General features: G+C 62.1%; 19 protein-coding genes, 4 tRNA genes and 1 riboswitch. Of the genes, 13 read left to right on the forward strand and 10 right to left on the reverse strand.

Features of this window, described 5'->3' with window-relative positions; translation table 11 throughout:
• Positions 1–44: 44 nt before the first annotated feature.
• From lon to AC5QPF_RS21585, 9 genes are all read right to left on the reverse strand, one after another.
• On the reverse strand, positions 45–2,441 hold the full coding sequence (gene lon, locus AC5QPF_RS21545) for an endopeptidase La (protein WP_494959802.1): 2,397 nt from the start codon (positions 2,439–2,441) through the stop codon (positions 45–47).
• 151 nt (positions 2,442–2,592) lie between these two features.
• Positions 2,593–3,876 carry an ATP-dependent Clp protease ATP-binding subunit ClpX gene (clpX, locus tag AC5QPF_RS21550; RefSeq protein WP_330075345.1) on the reverse strand — a complete coding sequence of 428 codons (1,284 nt, stop codon included), beginning with the start codon at positions 3,874–3,876 and terminating at the stop codon, positions 2,593–2,595.
• Positions 3,877–3,984: 108 nt separating this feature from the next.
• Positions 3,985–4,626: an ATP-dependent Clp endopeptidase proteolytic subunit ClpP gene (gene clpP / locus AC5QPF_RS21555; RefSeq protein ID WP_009400269.1), complete on the reverse strand. Its 642-nt coding sequence runs from the start codon at positions 4,624–4,626 to the stop codon at positions 3,985–3,987.
• Between the two features lie 90 nt (positions 4,627–4,716).
• On the reverse strand, positions 4,717–6,030 hold the full coding sequence (tig, locus tag AC5QPF_RS21560) for a trigger factor (protein ID WP_494959803.1): 1,314 nt from the start codon (positions 6,028–6,030) through the stop codon (positions 4,717–4,719).
• A gap of 197 nt (positions 6,031–6,227) precedes the next feature.
• Positions 6,228–6,533, reverse strand: coding sequence for a DUF6388 family protein (locus AC5QPF_RS21565; protein WP_494959804.1), 306 nt, complete (start codon positions 6,531–6,533; stop codon positions 6,228–6,230).
• A gap of 173 nt (positions 6,534–6,706) precedes the next feature.
• A tRNA-His gene (locus AC5QPF_RS21570) sits at positions 6,707–6,782 on the reverse strand.
• Positions 6,783–6,840: 58 nt separating this feature from the next.
• Positions 6,841–6,925: transfer RNA gene (locus tag AC5QPF_RS21575), tRNA-Leu, on the reverse strand.
• 53 nt (positions 6,926–6,978) lie between these two features.
• A tRNA-His gene (locus AC5QPF_RS21580) sits at positions 6,979–7,054 on the reverse strand.
• Positions 7,055–7,092: 38 nt separating this feature from the next.
• A tRNA-Arg gene (locus tag AC5QPF_RS21585) sits at positions 7,093–7,169 on the reverse strand.
• A gap of 278 nt (positions 7,170–7,447) precedes the next feature.
• On the opposite strand from AC5QPF_RS21585, the gene folD reads away from it, so the two are divergent.
• The 11 genes from folD (at position 7,448) to AC5QPF_RS21640 (ending at position 18,016) form a co-directional block, all read left to right on the forward strand.
• Positions 7,448–8,302: a bifunctional methylenetetrahydrofolate dehydrogenase/methenyltetrahydrofolate cyclohydrolase FolD gene (folD, locus tag AC5QPF_RS21590; protein ID WP_494959805.1), complete on the forward strand. Its 855-nt coding sequence runs from the start codon at positions 7,448–7,450 to the stop codon at positions 8,300–8,302.
• A 105-nt stretch (positions 8,303–8,407) separates the two neighbouring features.
• Positions 8,408–8,612, forward strand: a riboswitch (cobalamin riboswitch).
• A 117-nt stretch (positions 8,613–8,729) separates the two neighbouring features.
• Positions 8,730–10,682, forward strand: a complete 1,953-nt coding sequence (locus AC5QPF_RS21595; protein ID WP_494959806.1) for a TonB-dependent receptor domain-containing protein — start codon at positions 8,730–8,732, stop codon at positions 10,680–10,682.
• Positions 10,683–10,751: 69 nt separating this feature from the next.
• Positions 10,752–11,102 (forward strand): NAD(P)H-dependent oxidoreductase subunit E, encoded by a 351-nt coding sequence (locus tag AC5QPF_RS21600; RefSeq protein WP_494959807.1) that lies wholly within the window; start codon positions 10,752–10,754, stop codon positions 11,100–11,102.
• On the forward strand, positions 11,099–12,013 hold the full coding sequence (locus AC5QPF_RS21605) for an ABC transporter substrate-binding protein (protein WP_494959808.1): 915 nt from the start codon (positions 11,099–11,101) through the stop codon (positions 12,011–12,013). Before AC5QPF_RS21600 ends, AC5QPF_RS21605 begins: the two co-directional genes overlap by 4 nt.
• A gap of 133 nt (positions 12,014–12,146) precedes the next feature.
• A complete protein-coding gene (gene ctlX, locus AC5QPF_RS21610) occupies positions 12,147–13,064 on the forward strand; it encodes a citrulline utilization hydrolase CtlX (protein ID WP_494959809.1) in 918 nt (305 codons plus the stop codon).
• Positions 13,065–13,084: 20 nt separating this feature from the next.
• Entirely contained in the window at positions 13,085–14,131 is a 1,047-nt protein-coding gene (gene ocd / locus AC5QPF_RS21615) for an ornithine cyclodeaminase (RefSeq protein ID WP_494959810.1), read from the forward strand.
• 266 nt (positions 14,132–14,397) lie between these two features.
• A complete protein-coding gene (locus AC5QPF_RS21620; protein ID WP_494959811.1) occupies positions 14,398–15,177 on the forward strand; it encodes a transporter substrate-binding domain-containing protein in 780 nt (259 codons plus the stop codon).
• A gap of 68 nt (positions 15,178–15,245) precedes the next feature.
• Positions 15,246–15,971, forward strand: a complete 726-nt coding sequence (locus AC5QPF_RS21625; protein WP_494959812.1) for an ABC transporter permease subunit — start codon at positions 15,246–15,248, stop codon at positions 15,969–15,971.
• Positions 15,968–16,681, forward strand: a complete 714-nt coding sequence (locus tag AC5QPF_RS21630) for a histidine ABC transporter permease HisM (protein ID WP_494959813.1) — start codon at positions 15,968–15,970, stop codon at positions 16,679–16,681. Before AC5QPF_RS21625 ends, AC5QPF_RS21630 begins: the two co-directional genes overlap by 4 nt.
• A gap of 3 nt (positions 16,682–16,684) precedes the next feature.
• The gene (locus tag AC5QPF_RS21635) at positions 16,685–17,509 is read left to right on the forward strand and encodes an ATP-binding cassette domain-containing protein (RefSeq protein ID WP_494959814.1); all 825 of its coding nucleotides are present in this window, start codon (positions 16,685–16,687) and stop codon (positions 17,507–17,509) included.
• 12 nt (positions 17,510–17,521) lie between these two features.
• Positions 17,522–18,016, forward strand: a complete 495-nt coding sequence (locus AC5QPF_RS21640) for an Lrp/AsnC family transcriptional regulator (RefSeq protein WP_330074281.1) — start codon at positions 17,522–17,524, stop codon at positions 18,014–18,016.
• Between the two features lie 58 nt (positions 18,017–18,074).
• On the opposite strand, the gene AC5QPF_RS21645 is transcribed toward AC5QPF_RS21640, so the two are convergent.
• Positions 18,075–19,778 (reverse strand): EAL domain-containing protein, encoded by a 1,704-nt coding sequence (locus tag AC5QPF_RS21645; RefSeq protein ID WP_494959815.1) that lies wholly within the window; start codon positions 19,776–19,778, stop codon positions 18,075–18,077.
• A gap of 240 nt (positions 19,779–20,018) precedes the next feature.
• Here AC5QPF_RS21645 and AC5QPF_RS21650 point away from each other — a divergent pair, with 240 nt between their 5' ends.
• Both AC5QPF_RS21650 and AC5QPF_RS21655 read left to right on the forward strand, forming a co-directional pair.
• Positions 20,019–20,333: a helix-turn-helix domain-containing protein gene (locus tag AC5QPF_RS21650; RefSeq protein ID WP_330074279.1), complete on the forward strand. Its 315-nt coding sequence runs from the start codon at positions 20,019–20,021 to the stop codon at positions 20,331–20,333.
• Between the two features lie 212 nt (positions 20,334–20,545).
• A complete protein-coding gene (locus tag AC5QPF_RS21655) occupies positions 20,546–21,850 on the forward strand; it encodes a C4-dicarboxylate transporter DctA (RefSeq protein WP_494959816.1) in 1,305 nt (434 codons plus the stop codon).
• Positions 21,851–21,862 lie beyond the last annotated feature (12 nt).

Below are 21,862 nucleotides of genomic sequence, written 5' to 3' on the forward strand. Positions count from 1 at the left end.
AAGGACCTGGAAAACGGTCGAAAGGCCACCTGGCTAAATACTGATTAATGCGTGCTTATCCGTTCCTTGGAATCACCGTCGCGCTTTTCATCCTTGGCGACAATCTCGGGAGCCACATCCGGCAAGGGCTCCGGGGCGTATTGCAGCGCAATTTGGAGGACTTCGTCAATCCATTTGACCGGCTTAATCTGAAGATCCTGCTTAATATTGTCAGGAATTTCTTTCAGATCACGCACGTTTTCTTCTGGAATGATCACTGTCTTGATTCCACCACGGTGGGCTGCCAGCAATTTCTCCTTCAAACCACCAATCGCCAGCACCTGACCACGCAGGGTGATTTCGCCAGTCATAGCCACATCGGCGCGCACCGGGATCTGGGTCAGCGCGGACACCAGCGCGGTGCACATGCCGATACCTGCACTCGGACCATCCTTCGGCGTAGCACCTTCAGGCATGTGGATATGGGTGTCGCGCTTCTCGTGGAAGTCGGCCGGGATGCCCAGGCTCTGCGCGCGGCTGCGGACTACGGTCTGCGCAGCGGTGATCGACTCGACCATGACGTCGCCCAGCGAACCGGTCTTGATCAGTTGCCCCTTGCCTGGGATGACGGCAGCCTCGATAGTCAGCAACTCGCCGCCGACCTGGGTCCAGGCCAGACCGGTCACCTGCCCCACCTGGTCCTGCTGCTCGGCCAGGCCATAACGGAACTTGCGCACGCCCAGGAAGTGCTCCAGACGCTCGCTGTCGACCTTGACCACCACCTGCTTCTGCCCGATGTATTCCTTGACCACCTTGCGGCAGACCTTGGCGATCTGGCGCTCCAGGCCACGCACACCAGCTTCGCGGGTGTAGTAGCGGATGATGTCGCGAATCGCCGACTCGTCGACCTCCAACTCGGTCTTCTTCAAGCCGTTGGCCTTGACCTGCTTCGGCACCAGGTACTTGACCGCGATGTTGATCTTCTCGTCCTCGGTGTAGCCCGGCAGACGGATGACTTCCATCCGGTCCAGCAGCGCAGGCGGAATGTTCATCGAGTTGGAGGTGCAGAGGAACATCACGTCGGAGAGGTCGTAGTCGACTTCCAGGTAGTGATCGTTGAAGTTGTGGTTCTGCTCGGGGTCGAGCACTTCCAGCAGCGCCGAGGCAGGATCGCCACGCATGTCGCTGCCCATCTTGTCGATCTCGTCGAGCAGGAACAGCGGGTTGCGTACACCAACCTTGGTCATTTTCTGAATCAGCCGACCCGGCATCGAGCCGATATAGGTACGACGGTGGCCACGGATCTCGGCTTCGTCACGCACACCGCCGAGGGCCATGCGCACGAACTTGCGGTTGGTCGCGCTCGCGATGGACTCGGCCAACGAAGTCTTGCCTACGCCGGGCGGACCGACCAGGCAAAGTACCGGACCGCGAATTTTCTTCACGCGCTTCTGTACCGCGAGGTATTCGAGAATACGCTCCTTGACCTCTTCCAGGCCGTAGTGGTCGGCGTCGAGGATTTCCTCGGCCTTGGCCAGGTCCATGCGTACCTTGCTCTGCGCCTTCCACGGCACTTGCACCAACCAGTCAAGATAGGAACGCACCACCGTAGCCTCGGCGGACATCGGCGACATCTGCTTGAGCTTGTTCAGCTCTGCCTGGGCCTTGGCATAGGCATCCTTGGGCAGACCGGCAGCTTCGAGGCGCTTCTTCAGCTCCTCGACTTCATTGTGACCTTCATCGCTGTCGCCGAGCTCTTTCTGAATAGCCTTCATCTGCTCATTCAGGTAGTACTCGCGCTGACTGCGCTCCATCTGCTTCTTGACCCGACCACGAATGCGCTTCTCGACCTGCAGCAGGTCGATTTCCGCATCCAGCAGCGCAAGCACATGCTCGACGCGGGTGGCCAGGTCGATGATCTCGAGGATTTCCTGCTTCTGCTCGATCTTCAGGGCCATGTGTGCGGCCATGGTGTCAACCAGGCGGCCCGGCTCCTCGATGCTGTTGAGAGACGACAGGACCTCGGCCGGCACCTTTTTGCCCAGTTGCACATACTGCTCGAACTGGGACAGCAGGCTACGCACGAAAACTTCGGACTCGCGGTCGGCAGCGTCGGTTTCTTCGATCAGGGTGACTTCAGCACGGATATGCCCTTCCACCTCGACGAAACGCTCGACAGCGCCACGCTGCTCACCCTCGACCAGCACCTTGACGGTGCCATCGGGCAGTTTCAGCAGTTGGAGAACGGTAGCGATGGTGCCGACCCGATACAGGGCGTCTTCGCCCGGATCGTCATCGGCAGGATTCTTCTGAGCCAGCAAAAGGATTTGCTTCTCACCGGTCATCGCGGCCTCAAGGGCTTCGATAGACTTTTCACGCCCCACGAACAGCGGGATGACCATGTGCGGGTAAACAACGACGTCGCGCAATGGCAAAAGAGGCAAGTCGAGGGTTGTCTTCATGATTTCGCCTCTACAGCGGCCCTGTGGCCGTAATCCGATGGAAATTTGAGCTTGGAGACAATGTGGGGGCAGCCTCGGAAAAAAACAAGCTCCGCGACAGGAAAAGCAAAGGGGCCCGTAGGCCCCTTGCTGGTTTCACTGCCTTGCAGACTCAGGCGTCTGGCGCGGCCTTGGCTGGCGGCTCGCTGTTCTCGTAGATAAGCAACGGCTGCGAAGTGCCATCGATGACGCTCTCGTCGATCACCACCTTGCTGACGTCCTTCTGCGAAGGAATCTCGTACATGGTGTCGAGCAGGATGCCCTCGAGGATCGAACGCAGGCCCCGGGCGCCGGTCTTGCGCTCCAGCGCCTTGCGAGCGACGGATTTCAGCGCATCGCTGCGGAACTCCAGATCAACACCTTCCATTTCGAACAGCTTGCCGTACTGCTTGGTCAAGGCGTTCTTCGGCTCGGTAAGGATCTGCATGAGTGCGGCTTCGTCCAGCTCGTCCAGGGTCGCCAGGACCGGCAAGCGGCCGACGAACTCAGGGATCAGGCCGAACTTGACCAGATCGTCCGGCTCGACTTCACGCAGCGACTCGCCCACCTTCTTGCCTTCCTCCTTGCTGCGGACTTCGGCACCAAAGCCGATGCCACCGCGAGTGGAACGCTGCTGGATGACCTTCTCCAGACCGGAGAACGCACCACCACAGATGAACAGGATGTTGCGCGTATCGACCTGCAGGAACTCCTGCTGGGGATGCTTGCGGCCACCTTGCGGCGGAACCGAGGCAACGGTGCCCTCGATCAGCTTGAGCAGTGCCTGTTGCACCCCCTCGCCCGAGACGTCGCGGGTGATCGACGGGTTGTCGGACTTGCGCGAGATCTTGTCGATTTCATCGATGTAGACAATGCCCATCTGGGCCTTTTCCACATCGTAGTCACACTTCTGCAACAGCTTCTGAATGATGTTCTCGACGTCCTCACCCACGTAACCGGCTTCGGTCAGGGTGGTTGCGTCGGCGATGGTGAACGGTACATTCAGCAGGCGAGCAAGGGTCTCCGCGAGCAGGGTCTTGCCAGAGCCGGTAGGGCCGATGAGCAGGATGTTGCTCTTGCCCAGTTCGACGTCGTCGGCTTTCTTGTCGCGTTGGTTCAGGCGCTTGTAGTGGTTGTACACCGCTACGGCCAGAACCTTTTTCGCGCGTTCCTGACCAATGACGTACTGGTCCAGGATGGCGCTGATTTCTTTCGGCGAAGGCAATTTATGCGCGCTGCTCTCGGCCTGGGCTTCCTGCACCTCCTCACGGATGATGTCATTGCACAGGTCGACGCACTCGTCGCAGATAAATACCGAGGGGCCGGCAATCAACTTGCGCACTTCATGCTGGCTTTTGCCGCAGAAGGAGCAATAGAGCAATTTGCCGTTGTCCTCGCCGTTACGGGTGTCAGTCATTCGATCGATCCAATCCGGTAGGCTTGCAACACAAGATGAAGGCAATTGCGGGCTTTTTCAAGTCCGCAGGTAGGCGCTTTCCGCGCCCACCCGCTCTGGCATCCTGGATCAGGACGCCAGTTGCCGCTTGTCGTAGACCGAGTCGATCAGGCCGTACTCGGCCGCGCGCTGGGCGCTCATGAAGTTGTCACGTTCGGTGTCGCGCTTGATGGTTTCGAGGTCCTGGCCGGTGTGATGAGCCAGCAACTCGTTCAGACGCGACTTGATGTTGAGGATTTCCTGGGCATGGATCTCGATATCGGTCGCCTGGCCCTGGAAGCCGCCCAGCGGCTGGTGGATCATCACCCGCGAGTTCGGCAGGCAGTGACGTTTGCCAGCGGCACCGGCGGCGAGCAGGAACGCCCCCATGCTGCAGGCCTGGCCGATGCAGATGGTGGAAACGTCCGGCTTGATGAACTGCATGGTGTCGTAGATCGACATGCCGGCAGTTACCGAACCACCCGGGGAGTTGATGTACAGATGGATATCCTTGTCCGGGTTTTCCGCTTCAAGGAACAGCAGTTGCGCCACTACCAGGTTGGCCATGTAGTCCTCTACAGGACCCACCAGGAAGATCACACGCTCCTTCAACAGGCGCGAGTAGATGTCATAGGCGCGTTCGCCACGGGCGGACTGCTCGATAACCATCGGGACCAGGCCGCCGGCGGCCTGGATGTCAGAGCTCTGCTGAATATAAGAATTGCGGGACATGTCCTGCACTCACTCCCAAATAGTCGTGGCTTGAATACGCACAAGCCAGCGCGAAGGCTGGCTTGTGGGGTTTTCCTACGAAGGAGGAAATCACTCAGCGGCGGCAGGTGCCTGTGCTGGCTTGACAGCTTCTTCGTACGAGACCGACTTGTCGGTCACAGTCGCTTTCTGCAGGACAGTATCTACAACTTGCTCTTCCAGCACAACCGAACGGACTTCGTTCATTTGCTGGTCGTTCTTGTAGTACCAGGCAACGACCTGCTCTGGCTCCTGGTAGGCCGAAGCCATTTCCTGGATCAGTTCGCGAACGCGGTCTTCGTCCGGCTTCAGTTCGTTCTGCTTGACCACTTCGGCGACGATCAGGCCCAGCACGACGCGACGCTTGGCTTGCTCTTCGAACAGCTCGGCCGGCAGTTGCTCAGGCTTGATGTTGCCACCGAACTGTTGAACGGCCTGCACGCGCAGACGGTTCACTTCGTTTTCCAGCAGGGCCTTCGGCACTTCGATCGGGTTGGCAGCCAGAAGGCCGTCCATTACCTGGTTCTTGACCTTGGTCTTGATGGCCTGGCGCAACTCACGCTCCATGTTCTTGCGAACTTCGGTGCGGAAGCCGTCGATGCCGGTTTCCTTGATGCCGAACTGGGCGAAGAACTCTTCGTTCAACTCAGGCAGCTTCGGTTCGGAAACGCTGTTGACGGTAACGGTGAACTCGGCGGCTTTGCCAGCCAGGTCGAGGTTCTGGTAGTCCTCTGGGAAGTTCAGGGTCAGAACACGCTCTTCACCCGCCTTGGCGCCGACCAGGCCTTCTTCGAAGCCCGGGATCATGCGGCCGGAACCCAGCACCAGTTGAGTGCCCTTGGCGGAACCGCCAGCGAAGGCTTCGCCATCGATCTTGCCGACGAAGTCGATGTTCAGTTGGTCTTCGTTCTGGGCAGCACGGTCAGTGGCTTCGAAGCGGGTGTTCTGCTTGCGCAGGACTTCCAGCATGTTGTCCAGGTCGGCGTCGGCGACATCGGCGCTCAGGCGCTCGACGGCGATCGAGTCGAAACCGGCAACGGTGAACTCAGGGAACACTTCGAAGATGGCGACGAATTCCAGGTCCTTGCCCTTTTCGAACGACTTTGGCTCGACGGCAGGGGCGCCAGCCGGGTTCAGCTTCTGCTCGACCACGGCTTCGTAGAAGGAAGCCTGAACCAGATCACCGAACGCCTCCTGACGGGCAGCATCTTCATAACGCTGACGGATCACGCTCATAGGCACTTTGCCAGGACGGAAGCCCGGAACCTTGGCGCGACGGGCAGTCTGTTGCAGACGCTTGTTGACTTCGGTCTCGACGCGCTCTGCCGGAACGGCGATGGTCATACGACGCTCGAGAGCGGAAGTATTTTCAACAGAAACTTGCATGAATATTCCTCGTTGCACAGACGTTAGCCGGCGATACCCGACTCCAGAATCAAGGGCAAGCATTCTAGTAGCTCAGCCACCAGAAGTCACCCTGTTCGGCCCGGAGGCGAATGGCGCCGGCTTTCATTGATTTCGCTAATTGTCCGGACGACAAAAACAGGCATTGAACCACCCGGAACGATAGATGAACGACACACTCAGGAAGCGGGACCGTCGATCTCGTTGAAGCCGCAGTATTCTTCCCAGCTCATCCCCAGCGCTTGCGCCACTTCACGGTGAACCTCCAGGCGCATGGCCTGCAGTTCTTCGGGCGATTCGGCGATCAGGCGCAAGGTCAGCTCCCAAGGCTCGACACCCTGTTCGTGGGCCTCATCTTCGAACGCCCACTGAATCTGTTGCTGCTGCTCGGCTTCGCTCAGCGCCGCGATTTCCGCAACCAGCTGCGGATTGGCCTGGACGAAACGCTCCAGGGCGGCCGCTTGGCGGAATTCTTTTGCAATCATCTTTATACCTGTTCGCCGGAGTGCCGGCATTTTCGTTCAACCGGCTGAAATCTATCAGTTTTCATTTGCGGCTTACTAGATGCCTCAGGCGGCAAAAGCACCGTACGCCACAGATACCCGGACAACCCCAAACGAAAAAGGCGCCTGGTTTTCACCAGGCGCCTTTCAGAATATGGGGTGGACGAAGGGAATCGAACCCTCGACCACAGGAATCACAATCCTGCGCTCTACCAACTGAGCTACGTCCACCATCTGTTGCTGACTTGCTGCTTTCTCGCACCTCACTCGCAGGCGCTGAAAGCTTGAATGGTGCGGACGAAGAGACTCGAACTCTTACAGCTTGCGCCGCTGGAACCTAAATCCAGTGTGTCTACCAATTTCACCACGTCCGCGTGAAGCATCTAAAGCAAAGGCGCCAGACTTTCATCAGGCGCCTTTCAGAATATGGGGTGGACGAAGGGAATCGAACCCTCGACCACAGGAATCACAATCCTGCGCTCTACCAACTGAGCTACGTCCACCATATCGCATCTGCTACTTGTGCCAAAGCTGCCTTGATTGGCGCACCCGGCAGGACTCGAACCTGCGACCATCCGCTTAGAAGGCGGATGCTCTATCCAGCTGAGCTACGGGCGCATATTTAATCTGCTTTCGCTTGCGATTACAAATTAACGTTAGCCGTACCGAACAAGCCAGAATTCGCTTATTCTTCCCGACCTTGCTAACCAGTGCTAGGCCCTGCCCGACAAGTGAGGCGCATCTTATAGACGGCCTGTAACACCGTCAACATATTTCTCGAAAAATTTCATTTTATTGAAGGGCTTAGGGTATTTGCCGGACCAAGCGCCTTTGCCCTTCGCCTTGCTCATGAGAGAATGCGCGCTCTTTTTTCTCTCGATGGTTAATCACCCGTCATGACTGCACAACTTATCGACGGCAAGGCGATCGCCGCCAGCCTGCGCCAGCAGATCGCCCAACGTGTCGTTGAACGCCGCCAGCAGGGTCTGCGCACCCCGGGCCTGGCGGTGATCCTGGTTGGCACCGACCCCGCCTCCCAGGTGTATGTATCGCACAAACGCAAGGACTGCGAGGAAGTCGGCTTCATTTCGCAAGCCTTCGACCTGCCGAGCACGACCTCCCAGCAGGAACTGACCGACCTGATCGATCGCCTCAACGATGACGCGAACATCGACGGCATCCTGCTGCAACTGCCGCTGCCGGCGCACCTCGACGCCTCCCTGCTGCTGGAGCGCATTCGCCCGGACAAGGACGTCGACGGTTTCCACCCGTACAACATCGGCCGGCTGGCCCAGCGTATCCCGCTGCTGCGCCCGTGCACCCCGAAAGGCATCATGACCCTGCTGGAAAGCACCGGCCAGGACCTCTACGGCATGAACGCCGTGGTCGTCGGCGCCTCCAACATCGTCGGTCGCCCGATGGCCATGGAACTGCTGCTGGCCGGCTGCACCGTCACCGTCACCCACCGCTTCACCAAGGACCTCGCCGGCCACGTCAACCGTGCCGACCTGGTGGTGGTCGCCGCCGGCAAGCCGGGCCTGGTCAAGGGTGAGTGGATCAAGGAAGGCGCCATCGTCATCGACGTCGGCATCAACCGCCAGGAAGACGGCAAGCTGGTCGGCGACGTGGTCTACGAGACCGCCCTGCCCCGCGCCGGCTGGATCACCCCGGTGCCAGGCGGCGTCGGCCCGATGACCCGCGCCTGCCTGCTGGAAAACACCCTGTACGCCGCGGAAGAACTGCACCAGTAATCCCGCACGGCGCTACAAACAGAACGGCACCTTCGGGTGCCGTTTTTGTGTCCGCGTTTTACCAAGCCCCCTCCTTCAGGTTGACGAACGGTCATCCCGATGGTCAGATGCCGCCCGTTTTCAGGTGTCTGCTGCCGCCGTGCAGCAGGTGAAACGGGAAGCCGGTGCGTCTTCAACGACAAGTCCGGCGCTGCCCCCGCAACGGTAAGCGAGTGAAGCACTCAACAGGCCACTGTGCGCATGACGCATGGGAAGGCGAATGGCTTCCATCCTCGCAAGCCCGGAGACCGGCCTGAAGCATCACGACTGGAGAAAGGACTCGTCAGTCATTTGGCAAACCTGCGGTGGGCGGGCACGAGCCGGTAGTCTGGCGCGCGTTCGCCAGTACCCTCCTGTGCGCTTCCCGAAATTTACTTTCGAGAAGTCAATGAGCAACACATCCTTCACTCCAATCGCGCGCGCGGTTCTCGGTTGCCTGCTTGGCAGCCCTGCGGCACTCCACGCCGCCGACGCACTCACCCTCGCCCAGCAGATCGTCTCGGCGCCGCCGGTGGAATCCAACACCATCGGGCAGATGGCCCGCTACGGCAGCAAGGTGGAGGTGGTGGAGCGCGAGCAGATCGAGCGCGCCGGCCCCAGCGCCGACATCACCCGTGTCCTGCAGATGTTCGTCCCCGGCCTGTACGTCGCGCCCAAGCAGGGCCCGTTCGACTACGGCACCTATTCGCTGCTGGGCGGGCGCAACGACGACACCCTGATCCTCCTCGACGGCGTACGCCTGAACAACCGCCTCTACGGCGGCATCTACATCGACACCCTCCCCGCCGCAGCGATCGAGCGCATCGAAGTGCTCAAGGGCGGCCAGAGCCTGCTGTTCGGCACCCAGGCGGTGTCCGGAGTGATCAATATCGTCACCCGCAACGCCCAGTCCCGCGATGCCTCCGGCCAGGTCAACCTGGGGGTCGACAGCTTCGCCGGGCGCAATGGCGATGCACGCATCGAACGGATCTTCAGCAACAGCTTCGGCGACCTCGGCCTGCTCGCCTATGTCAGCCACAACATTTCCGAGGGCTACCAGCCGTACCGCAGCAGCGACATCGCCGCGACGGTGAGCGACCGCAAGCGCAGCTACGAGGTCAACACCTTCGGCGCCAAGGCCGCGCAGAGCTTCGGCGATACCAGCCGCCTGGAACTGTTCTACCAGTACAGCGCCGCCAGCCTCGACTTCCTGCGCCCGACCTCCAACCGCAACACCACCAACGACCGGGTCCAGCAGATCGCCACGGCGACCTTCCAGCAGCACCTGAACGAAGACTTCAGCTACTTCGTCAAGGGCCACATGAACGACTGGGACACCAACTACAACCGGGTCTACAACAACACCGACGGCAGCACCCGGGTGGTCAACCACAACGACTACTGGGGCTTCAGCGACTGGGGCGTGCAGGCCGAAGGCACGGCGGTGCTGCCCGGCAACCACACCCTGGTGTTCGGTACCGACAACCAGTTCTACAAGGGCAAGGACGATGTCCTGAAGATCGACCAGAACCAGGCCGAAGCCCACGCCCTGTATGTGCAACTGCGCCCCGAGATCACCGCCCTGCCCGACTGGCACCCGAGCATCGGCGTACGCCGCGAGCACCTGAGCGGCGGCGACAGTGCCACCGTGGGCATGTTCACCTCGCTCTACGACCTCACCGACAACCTCAAGCTGCGCGGCCAGTTCGGTTCGGCCTACAAGCTGCCGAACGCCGAGCAACTGTACGTCAACGAGCCGGGCGACGAGATGGGCAACCCGAACCTCAAGGCCGAGAAAAGCCGCAATGCGGAGCTGGGCCTGGACTACAGCAACCTGGCCAACGGCCAGCCGTACAGCGTCAGCGGCACGCTCTTCCATCGGCGCATCGAAGACCTGATCACCCTCGTCGACAGCCAGTGGGTCAACGGCGACGGCGAGATCACCGTGCGCGGCTTCGAACTCAACGGCCAGGTGCAGCTCAGCGACCGCTGGCAGGTGCAGGCGGACATGACCCGCAACCTCACCGAGTCGCGCAACGGCGCGACCATCAACAACATCCCGCATTACTTCGCCCGCAGCCGGGTCGGCTACGAGTCCGCCGACCGCATGTGGGGTGCCGGTGCCGCGGTGCGCTACATCGGCAGCGTGATCAGCCCGCGGGATATCGACTATGGCCACTACACCGTGGTCGATGCTGATGCCTACCGCTACCTGGACGGCCAGCGCCAGCACCGCCTGAGCCTGCTGCTGGAGAACCTGCTGGACCGTGACTACACCACCAGCATGGATTCCAGCTCGCCGCGGGTGAGCAACCTGGGGCGGCCGTTCACAGCAGAAGCGCGGTACACCTACAGCTTCTAGGCCGCTGTGTGACCGACACGGACCCGCTCCAAGGTCCGCGTCGGGTCGACGGATTTCGAAGGACAGTCCATGAACGAACAAGACATCCCCTGCAACCCCGAGTGGTCGCACATCCCCGACCACGCCCGCCACGTCATGCTCTGCACCGGCCCGCGCTGTACCCTGCGCGGCGCCCTGAAAGTCTGGAAGACGGTGCGCAGCGAACTGCTGACCGCACAACGCATGGAAACCGCCAACGGCGTCCTGTTGACCCGTACCCACTGCCAGTTCCCCTGCAACCTCGGCCCGGTGGCGACGGTCTACCCGGACCGTTGCTGGTACCGCATCGCCAGTCACGACGATGCCCGACGCCTGGTCCGTGAACACCTGGTGGACGGTCGCCCGGTCCAGGACCTGCTGCTCAACGGAGACCGCCAATGAAGCACCTGACGTGGCTGTTGCTGCTGGCCTGCTCCTGCGCCCAGGCCTTCGACTACCCGAATTGCGGCGAAACCTGGACGCTCAAGACCCCGGCGCCACAACGCATCCTGGCCCTCAACCAGCACGCCGCCGACCTGTTGCTGGCCCTGGGGGCAGGCCCCGCCCTGGCCGCCGTCAGCTATATAGATGACGACGCCGACGCCCTGAAGGAAAACCGCTACCGCGGCGTCCCCCTGCTATCGCGCAAATACCCCTCTCAGGAAGTCTTCTACGCCGGACGCTTCGACCTGGTGGTCGGCGGCTTCGCCAGCGCCTTTCGTGACGGCGTCGGTTCGCGCCACGACCTGAGTCGCCTGGGCATCGCCAGCTACCTGCTGGAAGACGCCTGCGCCATCCCGCCCGCCTCCGGCTTCGCCGCCATCGAACACGACCTGCGCACCCTCGGCGCCCTGCTCGGCCGCCAGGCCCGCGCCGAAGCACTGATCGCCCGCCAGCGCGAGGACCTGCAACAGACCCGAGCTCTCGCCTCCAGGCACAAGCCGCTGCAGGTCTTCTACCTGGACAACCAGACCCAGGGCCTGGACAGCGAAGGCAGCCGCGGCTTCGTCACCGAACTGATCGCAGTGGCCGGCGGACGCAACCTCTTCGCCGATATCGCCCTGCACCGGGTCACGGTGGACGCCGAAACCCTGCTCCGCCAGGACCCGGACGTACTCCTTCTGGCCGACGCAGTCTGGTCCCCGGCCAGCGCCAAGCGTGACTACCTGCGCGAGCACCCGGCCCTGTCGCACCTGCGCGCGGTGCGCGAGAACCGCATGATCGACATTCCCTTCACCCACCTGGTCGCCGGCGAACACAGCGCCCGCACTGCCCTGCAACTGGCCCGGGAGCTGGCACGAATCAGCGATTGAAGGCGCGCAGCCGATTCGGCTGTTAAATCACCGGTTTCAGCTTTCCCGGCTGGGCGCCCCATGTGCTTCAGCCGGGATTGCGCCGGCATCGGGAGGACAATGAACGCATCGCCAACCCCGGATGCGTGCCCCGATGCAAACAACAAATACGGTCCTGATGATCCGCCCGGCGCGGTTCGCCTTCAACCCGGACACCGCCCTCAACAACCGCTTCCAGAAGCCCGTGCTGGATGCCGAAACCGCGCAGCAGAAAGCGCTGGAGGAGTTCGACGGCTACGTCGACACCCTGCGCCAGCACGGCGTCGAAGTCCTGGTGGTGCAGGACACCCCGGCACCCCACACCCCCGACTCGATCTTCCCCAACAACTGGTGGAGCAGCCACGCTGACGGCAGTCTGGTGCTGTATCCGATGGAAGGCCAGAACCGCCGTCTGGAGCGGGACAAGGGCGTGTTGCGGGTACTCGACGAGCGCTTCGCCATCCGCGACACCATCGACCTCAGCCCGCTGGAGCAACAGGAAATCTTCCTCGAAGGCACCGGCAGCATGGTCCTCGACCGCGAGCACCGCATCAGCTATGCCTGCCATTCCGGACGCACCCACGGCGAGGCCCTGCGCGCCTTCGCCGAGCGCCTGGACTACCGCCTCTGCGTGTTCCACGCCGTGGACCGCCACCAGGCACCGATCTACCACAGCAACGTGATGATGAGCGTCGGCCGCGAGCTTTCCGTGGTCTGCCTCGACGCCCTGCCCAACGCCGCCGAGCGCTACACCCTGGAACGCAGCCTGCGCGACACCGGCAAGGACATCCTCGCCCTGGACTTCGACCAGCTCGAAGGCTTCGCCGGCAACATGCTCGAAGTCCATGACAAGCAAGGCCAGCCGCTGCTGGTGATGTCACGCAGCGCCTGGACCTCGCTCAGCCCTGAGCAACGTCGCCAGGCCGAGCGCCACAGCCACCCGGTGGTGGTGAACATCGACCATATCGAACGCATTGGCGGAGGCAGCGCGCGCTGCATGCTCGCCGAAGTGCACCTGCCCGCTCGCAACTGAAACCGAAGAAGGAAGCCATCATGACCCGCTATATCGACGTGACCGACCTCAGCCACCTGGTCGCCCGCAAAGGCCTGACCACTTGCCTGGAAGAAATGGCCGAGTACATCCGCCAGGACTACCTGCGCTGGCACGACTTCGAGAAATGCGCACGGGTGGCCAACCACTCGCCGGATGGTGTGATCGAGCTTATGCCGGCATCCGACGCCAACCTCTACGCCTTCAAGTACGTCAACGGCCACCCGAAGAACACCCGCCACGGCATGCTCACCGTGATGGCCTTCGGCGCCCTGGGTGATGTCGACACCGGCAAGCCGCTGCTGCTCAGCGAAATGACCCTGACCACTGCGATCCGCACCGCCGCCACCTCCGCCCTGGCCGCGCGCTACCTGGCACGCCCGGACAGCCGCAGCATGGCGCTGATCGGCAACGGCTCGCAGAGCGAGTTCCAGGCCATCGCCTTCCATGCACTGCTCGGCATCGAGGAGATCCGCCTGTACGACCTCGACCCGCAAGCTACCGCCAAGCTGGCCGCCAACCTCGCCAGCTACCCGGGCATCCGTCTGGTCAAAGCCGTGTCGGTGGCGGACGCGGTGCGCGGCGCCGATATCGTCACCACGGTCACCGCCGACAAGGCCAATGCCACCATCCTCACCCCGGAAATGATCGAACCGGGCATGCACCTCAATGCCGTGGGCGGCGACTGCCCGGGCAAGACCGAACTGCACCGCGACATCGTCGAGCGCGCACGGGTGATCGTCGAGTACGAACCGCAGAGCCGCATCGAAGGCGAGATCCAGCAGATGCCGGCCGACTCGCCGGTGACCGAGTTCTGGCAACTGGTGAACGGCGAGATCGAAGGTCGCGAATCCGCCGAGCAGGTCACTCTGTTCGACTCCGTCGGCTTCGCCATCGAGGACTACTCGGCGCTGCGCTATGTGCTGGACGTGGCCAAGACCCTGGAGGTCGGCAGCGAGATCGCCCTGGTACCGGACCTGGACGACCCGAAAGACCTCTACGCCCTGCTTCGACCAGCGGTTTGCGCAGTCGAAAAGAAGCGAGCCTGACCCGACCGAATCCGTCGCGGCAAGCCCGCGGCGGATCGGAAAACGCTGTTGCAAAGCCAAAACAGGAGGTGCCCCAGCCGAATCGGCTGCCAAGGCTCTGGGAACAGCATATTCCGGTAGCCGGCAGCAGCCCGAACGACACAAAAAAACCACCGTCATCGCGCATCCTGAGCCCCGACCGAAGAGTCACCAGAAGCTCACAAGGCTCAAATCCACGAAGCGTTTCACTGCCCTATTTCCAACTACAAAACACAGGGACCTTATCTATGACTTCGCTGCGAAAACTGCTCGGCGTCCTGCTCCTGCCCCTCTGCGCCAGCGCGGCCCAGGCCCAGGAATGGAAAGAAATCCGCTTTGGCGTCTTCCCCGAATATCCCCCCTTCGAATCCGTCGCCGCCGATGGCAGCCTGCAAGGCTTCGACATCGAACTGGGCAACGCTATCTGCGCCAAGCTGGAAGTCAAATGCACCTGGGTGCACAACGAATTCGACGGCATGATCCCGGCCCTGCGGGCGCGCAAGTTCGACGCCATCATGTCGTCCATGGCCGTCACTCCGGCACGCCTGAAGCAGATCGACTTCAGTGACCGCCTGTTCCTCAGCCCGACCTCGGTGATCGTGCGCAAGGGCGCCGACTTCGGCGAGACCCCCGAATCCCTCAAGGGCAAGACCGTCGGCGTGCTGCAGGGCTCGCTGCAGGAAGCCTACGCCCGCGCCAAGCTGGCGCCGCTGGGCGCCCAGGTAAAGGCCTACCAGGCCCAGGACCAGAACTACGCCGACCTGATGAACGGCCGCCTCGACGCCACCGTCACCGACAAGCTCGAAGCCCAGCTCAACTTCCTCACCAAGCCCGAAGGCGCCGACTTCCAGAGCGGCCCGGCGATCAAGGACCCGACCCTGCCGCTGGACATCGCCATGGGTGTGCGCAAGAACGATGAGGAACTCAAGGCCCTGCTGAACAAGGGCATCGCGGCGGTGCTGGCCGATGGCACCTTCCAGAAGATCCAGCAGAAATATGTCGGCGACCTGGATATCTACAACGAGTAACCCCGCCGCGCGCCGGCCGGGCCCTTGGCCTGGTCGGTGAGCCCGCGCGCACCCATCGAGATTTTCCCGTGAACGACTTCCTTCACTCTGTCGGCTTGCAGGCCCTCAGCCTGCAGGGCTTCGGCCCGTTGTTGGCGCAAGGCGCCTGGATGACCGTGAAGCTGGCGCTGCTGTCCCTGGCCTTGAGCCTGCTGCTGGGCCTGATCGGCGCCAGCGCCAAGCTCTCGCCGGTCCGCCTGCTGCGACTGCCCGCCACCCTCTACACCACACTGATCCGCAGCGTCCCCGACCTGGTACTGATCCTGCTGATCTTCTACACCTTCCAGATCTGGCTCAACGACTTCACCGAGTGGGTGGGCTGGGGCTACTTCGAGATCGATCCGTTCGCCGCCGGCGTGCTGACCCTCGGCTTCATCTACGGCGCCTACTTCACCGAGAACTTCCGCGGTGCCATCCTCAGCGTGCCCGCCGGGCAACTGGAAGCGGCCACCGCCTATGGCCTGAGCCGCCTGCAGCGCTTTCGCCTGGTGCTGTTCCCGCAACTCATGCGCTTCGCCCTCCCGGGGCTGGGCAACAACTGGCTGGTGCTGCTCAAGTCCACCGCGCTGGTATCGATCATCGGTCTCGCCGATCTGGTGAAAGCCGCGCAGAACGCCGGCAAGAGCACCAACAACGTCCTGTACTTCCTGATTATCGCCGGGCTGGTCTATCTGCTCATCACGACCCTGTCCAACCGCCTGTTCAAGCGTCTTGAGCGGCGCTTCAACACCGGCATCAAGGGGCTGACATCATGATCGAACTGATCCAGGAATACGGCCTGGCCTACCTCTACCACGACGGCGCCGGCCTGTCCGGGCTGGCCATGACCCTGTGGCTGTTCGTGGTGACCATGGTGGTCGGGTTCTTCCTTTCGCTGCCCCTGGCCTTGGCGCGGGTATCGCGCAAGCCCTGGCTGCGCTGGCCGGTGGAGTTCTACACCTATCTGTTCCGCGGCACGCCGCTCTATATCCAGTTGCTGATCTGCTACACCGGCCTCTACGGCCTGGAAGTGGTGCGCGATCACGAGATGCTCGACCGCTTCTTCCGCAACGCGCTGAACTGCACCCTGCTGGCCTTCGTGCTCAACACCTGCGCCTACACCGTGGAGATCTTCGCCGGGGCGATCCGCAACATTCCCCATGGCGAGGTCGAGGCGGCCCAGGCCTATGGCCTGCATGGCTGGAAGCTGAATCTGTTCGTGATCCTGCCGGCGGCGCTGCGCCGTTCGCTGCCGGCCTACAGCAACGAACTGATCCTGATGCTGCACGCCACCTCGCTGGCCTTCACCGCGACCATCGCCGATGTGCTCAAGGTGGCCCGCGACGCCAACGCCGCGACCTTCCTGACCTTCCAGGCCTTCGGTATCGCCGCACTCCTGTACATGCTGCTGTCCTTCGCGCTGGTCGGGCTGTTCCGCCTGGCCGAACGACGCTGGATGCGTTTTCTCGTTCCTTCCCGAGGCTGACCCATGACCACTTCCGCACACGCCTTGTCGATCCAACCAACCTTCTCCGCGCAGCCGCAGGCCGCAGTCAACAGCGCCGCGATCAAGCTGACGGTGGACTCCCTGCACAAGCGCTACGGCGACCACGAGGTGCTCAAGGGCGTCTCGCTACAGGCGCGCAAGGGCGACGTGATCAGCCTGATCGGCGCCAGCGGCTCGGGCAAGAGCACCTTCCTGCGCTGCATCAACTTCCTCGAGCAGCCGGAGGCCGGCACCATCACCCTCGACGACCAGACCATCGAACTGCGCCAAGGCCGCGGCCCGCACCCCGCGCAGTTGCAGAACCTGCGCACGCGGCTGTCCATGGTGTTCCAGCACTTCAACCTGTGGAGCCACATGACCGTGCTCGAGAACATCACACTGGCGCCGCGCCGGGTGCTCGGCGTGAGCCAGCAGGAAGCCGAGGCGCGGGCGCGCACCTATCTGGACAAGGTCGGCCTGCCGGCTCGGGCCGCGGACCAATACCCGGCGTTCCTCTCCGGCGGCCAGCAGCAGCGGGTGGCCATCGCCCGGGCCCTGGCGATGGAGCCGGAGATCATCCTGTTCGATGAGCCGACGTCGGCGCTTGACCCAGAGCTTGTAGGAGAAGTCCTCAAGGTCATACAGACGCTGGCCGAGGAAGGTCGTACCATGCTCATGGTCACCCACGAGATGGGCTTTGCCCGCAAGGTGTCCAGCCAGGTGCTGTTCCTGCATCAGGGACTGGTCGAGGAACAAGGAAGCGCGAGCATTCTCGACCAGCCGCAGAGCGAGCGCCTGCAGCAATTCCTTTCCAACCGCTTGAAGTGAAACATCGCCACCATGGATACCAAGGCCAACTCCTCCCACGCCACGCCGCCGCTGGACCGCATCGACGAAGCGATCATCGACGTGCTGCGGCATAACGGGCGCATCACCTACGAGAAGCTCTCGTCACTGGTGCACCTGACCCCCAGGCCGTGCCTGGAGCGGGTGCGCAAACTGGAGCGACGCGGGGTGATCCGCGGCTACGGGGCGATCATCGATGTGCAGATGGTCTCGCCGGGGTTGTCGCTGCTGGTCCTGGTGGCGTTGTCGAACCAGAGCGGCAGATCGGCGCAGAAGGCCTTCGAGGCTTGTGTACGGGCGTGTCCGCAGGTGTTCGAGTGCCAGTTGATCAGCGGGCATTTCGACTACAGCCTGCGCATGCGCTGCCGCGACATGGAGCACTACCGGGTGCTCACCGAGACCTGGATGAACAATGACGAGCTGCATATCGACAAGCTGGTGGCGCATCCGGAACTGGCGGTGGTAAAGAATACTGCGCCACAGCTCTAGATTTTGTGGTGTCTGTACCGGCCCTATCGCTGGCTTGCCAGCGATAGGGCCATCAGCATCACAACACCCCTAGAGCCTTCACCCGCCATTCCCTGGGTTGCTGGAACTGCTCCACCCACTCCACCACCTGCCCCGCCGGCATCGGCCGCGAGATGCCGTAGCCCTGGGCGACATCGCAACCCAACTCCATCAGCAGCTCGCCATGGGCCACGGTCTCCACGCCCTCGGCGATCACCTGGCGGTCGAACGCCTGGGCCAGACCGATCACCGCACGGGTCAGGGCAAGGTCATCCTGGTCATGCAGAATGTCCTGAATAAACGACTTGTCGATCTTCATGGTTTGCGTCGGCAGCCGCTTGAGGTAGCTCAGCGATGAATACCCGGTGCCGAAATCATCCAGCGAAAAGCGCACGCCAAGGCGCTGGCAGGCTTCCAGACAATCGCTGACCCGCTGGATATTCTCGATGGCCACCGACTCGACGATCTCCAGATCGAGCATCTCCGGCGCCACCGACTCATGCCTGGCCAGCAGGCGTTGCAGGCGGTTGACGAAGTCGGAGCGCTGGAAATGCCGCGCAGCGATATTCACGCTCACCGGCCAGCGGCAACCGATGGCCTGCCACTGCTCCATTTGTGCCAGGGCGCGGTCGATCACCCATTCGCCGATATCGACGATCAGGTCGGTGCGCTCCACCAGCGGCAGGAAATCCCCCGGCGGCACCACGCCGCGGACCGGGTGGTTCCAGCGCAGCAGCGCCTCGAAACCCACCACCGCGCCGCTGCGCATGTTGACCTTGGGCTGGTAGTACAGCGACAGATCACCATGGTGCAGGGCATGGCGCACCTGCTCGACGGTCTGGTGGGTGGCCTTGACCTCCTTGTCCAGCGACACGTCGAACAGGTGATAGCGATTGCGCCCACGCTGCTTGGCCAGGTACATGGCCTGGTCGGCATGGCGCAGCAGGGTGTCGGCATCGTCGTTGTCGCTGGGAAACTGGGTCACGCCAATACTGGCACTGACGCTGATGGAGCGTCCGCGGATGACGTAGGGCACGGCGATCGCCCGCAGCACCCGTTCAAGGGTGTCCTGCAGGCAGGGTGGCCCCTGGAGGTCGCCGAGGATCATCACGAACTCGTCGCCGGACAGCCTCGCCACCGCATCGCCGGCACCGAGGAAGCGCTTCAGGCGCCGCGCCACCTCTACCAGCAGCAGGTCGCCGCTGTCATGCCCGTAGCCATCGTTGACCGCCTTGAAGCCGTCCAGGTCGAGCATGCACACCGCCAGCCGGGTCTTTGTCGCGCGGGCGCGTTGCAGCACCTCGTCGAGCAGCTCGCCAAGGCAGGAGCGATTGGGCAGGCCGGTGAGCATGTCATGACCGACCCGCCATTGCAGGGTGTGCAGCAACTGGCGCTTGTGGGTCACGTCGAAGCGGATCGAAGCGTATTTGCGCACCCGGCCTGTGTCACGGTCGAACAGCGGCACGATGGTGCTGTCGACCCAATACAGCGAACCGTCCTTTGCTCGATTACACAGCTCACCCTTCCATACCTGGCCGGACGTCAGGGCGTGCCACATTTCACGGAACACCTGCGGCTCGTGCTGGCCTGAGTTGAGCATGCGATGGTCGGCCCCGAGCAACTCCTCGCGGCTGTAGCCGGAGATCGCACAGAACTGGTCGTTCACGTAAGTGATGCGGCCGTCGAGGTCGGTCTCGGAAAAGATCGCAGCGGCATCCACCGCCGTGCGGTAGGTTTCATCCATGGTGCCGCCTCGGAAATGTCTGATCCACGGCAGTAATTGGCAAGTCGAGACGCACGATAAAGCTCCATGAGCCGCAGGAAAAACTCGGGTTGTTCTCTGCGAGACCCGCTGCGGGAAAACCTGTCCAGGCTGCAAATTCTACGAAATGCATCACCTTTTGCAATGCAAGGTGATGGCATGCGAGGTTGTCCTTTAAAATATTTTGTCGTTAAGTTCTTGATTCTAAAAGGGAATTGAGCGATGGAAATTTCAAGTTTGGGGTCAGCCATCCGACGCTATCGCAAGGTCGCCGGGCTCACCCAGGCTGAGCTGGGGGAGAAAGCCGGATTCGACCCCAAGACGATCAGCCGCTTTGAGACCGGCACCTATACCCCCAGCGTCGAAGCCCTGTTCGTTTTTGCCCGCATCCTGGGCGTCCAGCTCACCGCCTTTTTCACCGACCTCGACAGCGAAGACCAGCAACGCGCCTACCTGTTCGGCGTCATCCACAAAGCCCCCCGCAAAGACTTGAGCAAACTGATCGCCGCAGTCGATCAGGCCTTGTCGGAGCCATAGCAAATACGCGACAAAATGGTTCGCGCACTTGGTAATACGCCCGCACTGCATTACAACTGGTCAGACCGGTAAAACCAATTGTTGCCCACCCCCTTGCGAACCGGGAAAAGCCGGGCGTATATTGATCCGGCACTGGACATACCGGTAAGACCACAATAATTAAGTCCGACGCGCCCTCCGCGGCAGCCGGACACCGATCAGAGATCCCTCCCATGCTCAAATGGTGCTCGCGTTCGATCTTCCTCCAAGTAGTGCTCGGCCTGGTGCTCGGCATTGTCTGCGGTCTGAGCTTCCCCGACCTCTCCCTGCAACTCAAACCCCTCGGTGACGGTTTCATCAAGCTGATCAAGATGTTGATCGGCCTGATCGTGTTCTGCGTGGTAGTCAGCGGCATCTCCGGTGCCGGCGACCTGAAGAAAGTCGGGCGCATCGGCCTGAAATCGGTGATCTACTTCGAAATCCTGACCACCATCGCCCTGGTCCTGGGCCTGGTGTTCGCCTTCACCAGTGGCATCGGCAGTGGTGCCAACATCCATCTGGACCAGCTCTCGACCAGCGACGCCGGCGCCCTTGCCGAACGCGGCCAACATATCCACAGCACCACCCAGTTCCTCATGGACCTGATCCCGACCTCGGTGATCGGCGCTTTCGCTGATAACAACATCCTCCAGGTGCTGCTGTTCTCCGTGCTGTTCGGCAGTGCGCTGAACCTGGTGGGCGAGTCCGCCTCGGGCATCTCGCGGCTGATCAACGAGCTGAGTCACGTGATCTTCCGCATCATGGGCATGATCGTGCGCCTGGCGCCGATCGGGGTGTTCGGCGCCATCGCCTTCACCACCAGCAAGTACGGCCTCGATTCGCTGCAGCACCTGGGTGGCCTGGTGGCGCTGTTCTACCTGACCTGCGCCGGCTTCGTTCTGATCATCCTGGGCGTGGTGATGCGCGTGTCGGGCCTGAAGATGCTGCCCTTCCTCAAGTACCTGCGCGAAGAACTGACCATCGTCCTCGGCACCGCCTCGTCCGACGCCGTTTTGCCGCAGATCATGCGCAAGCTGGAGCATCTGGGCATCGGCAGTTCTACCGTGGGCCTGGTGATCCCCACCGGCTACTCCTTCAACCTCGATGGCTTCTCCATCTACCTGACTCTGGCTATCGTGTTCATCGCCAACGCCACTGGTACGCCGCTGGCCATGACCGACCTGCTGACCATCCTCCTGGTGTCGCTGGTGACCTCCAAGGGGGCCCACGGCATCCCTGGCTCTGCGCTGGTGATCCTCGCCGCCACCCTAACCGCGATCCCGGCGATCCCGGTGGTCGGGCTGGTGCTGGTACTGGCGGTGGACTGGTTCATGGGCATTGGCCGCGCCCTGACCAACCTCATCGGCAACTGCGTGGCCACCGTGGCCATCGCCCGCTGGGAAAAGGACATCGACATGGAGCGCGCCAACAACGTGCTCAGCGGCAAGCAGGGCTACGGCTTCCAGCCACGCAAGACGGCCCATCAACAAGAGTTCTGAAACATGACTGAT

This window comes from Pseudomonas sp. Con_6 (assembly GCF_059379395.1).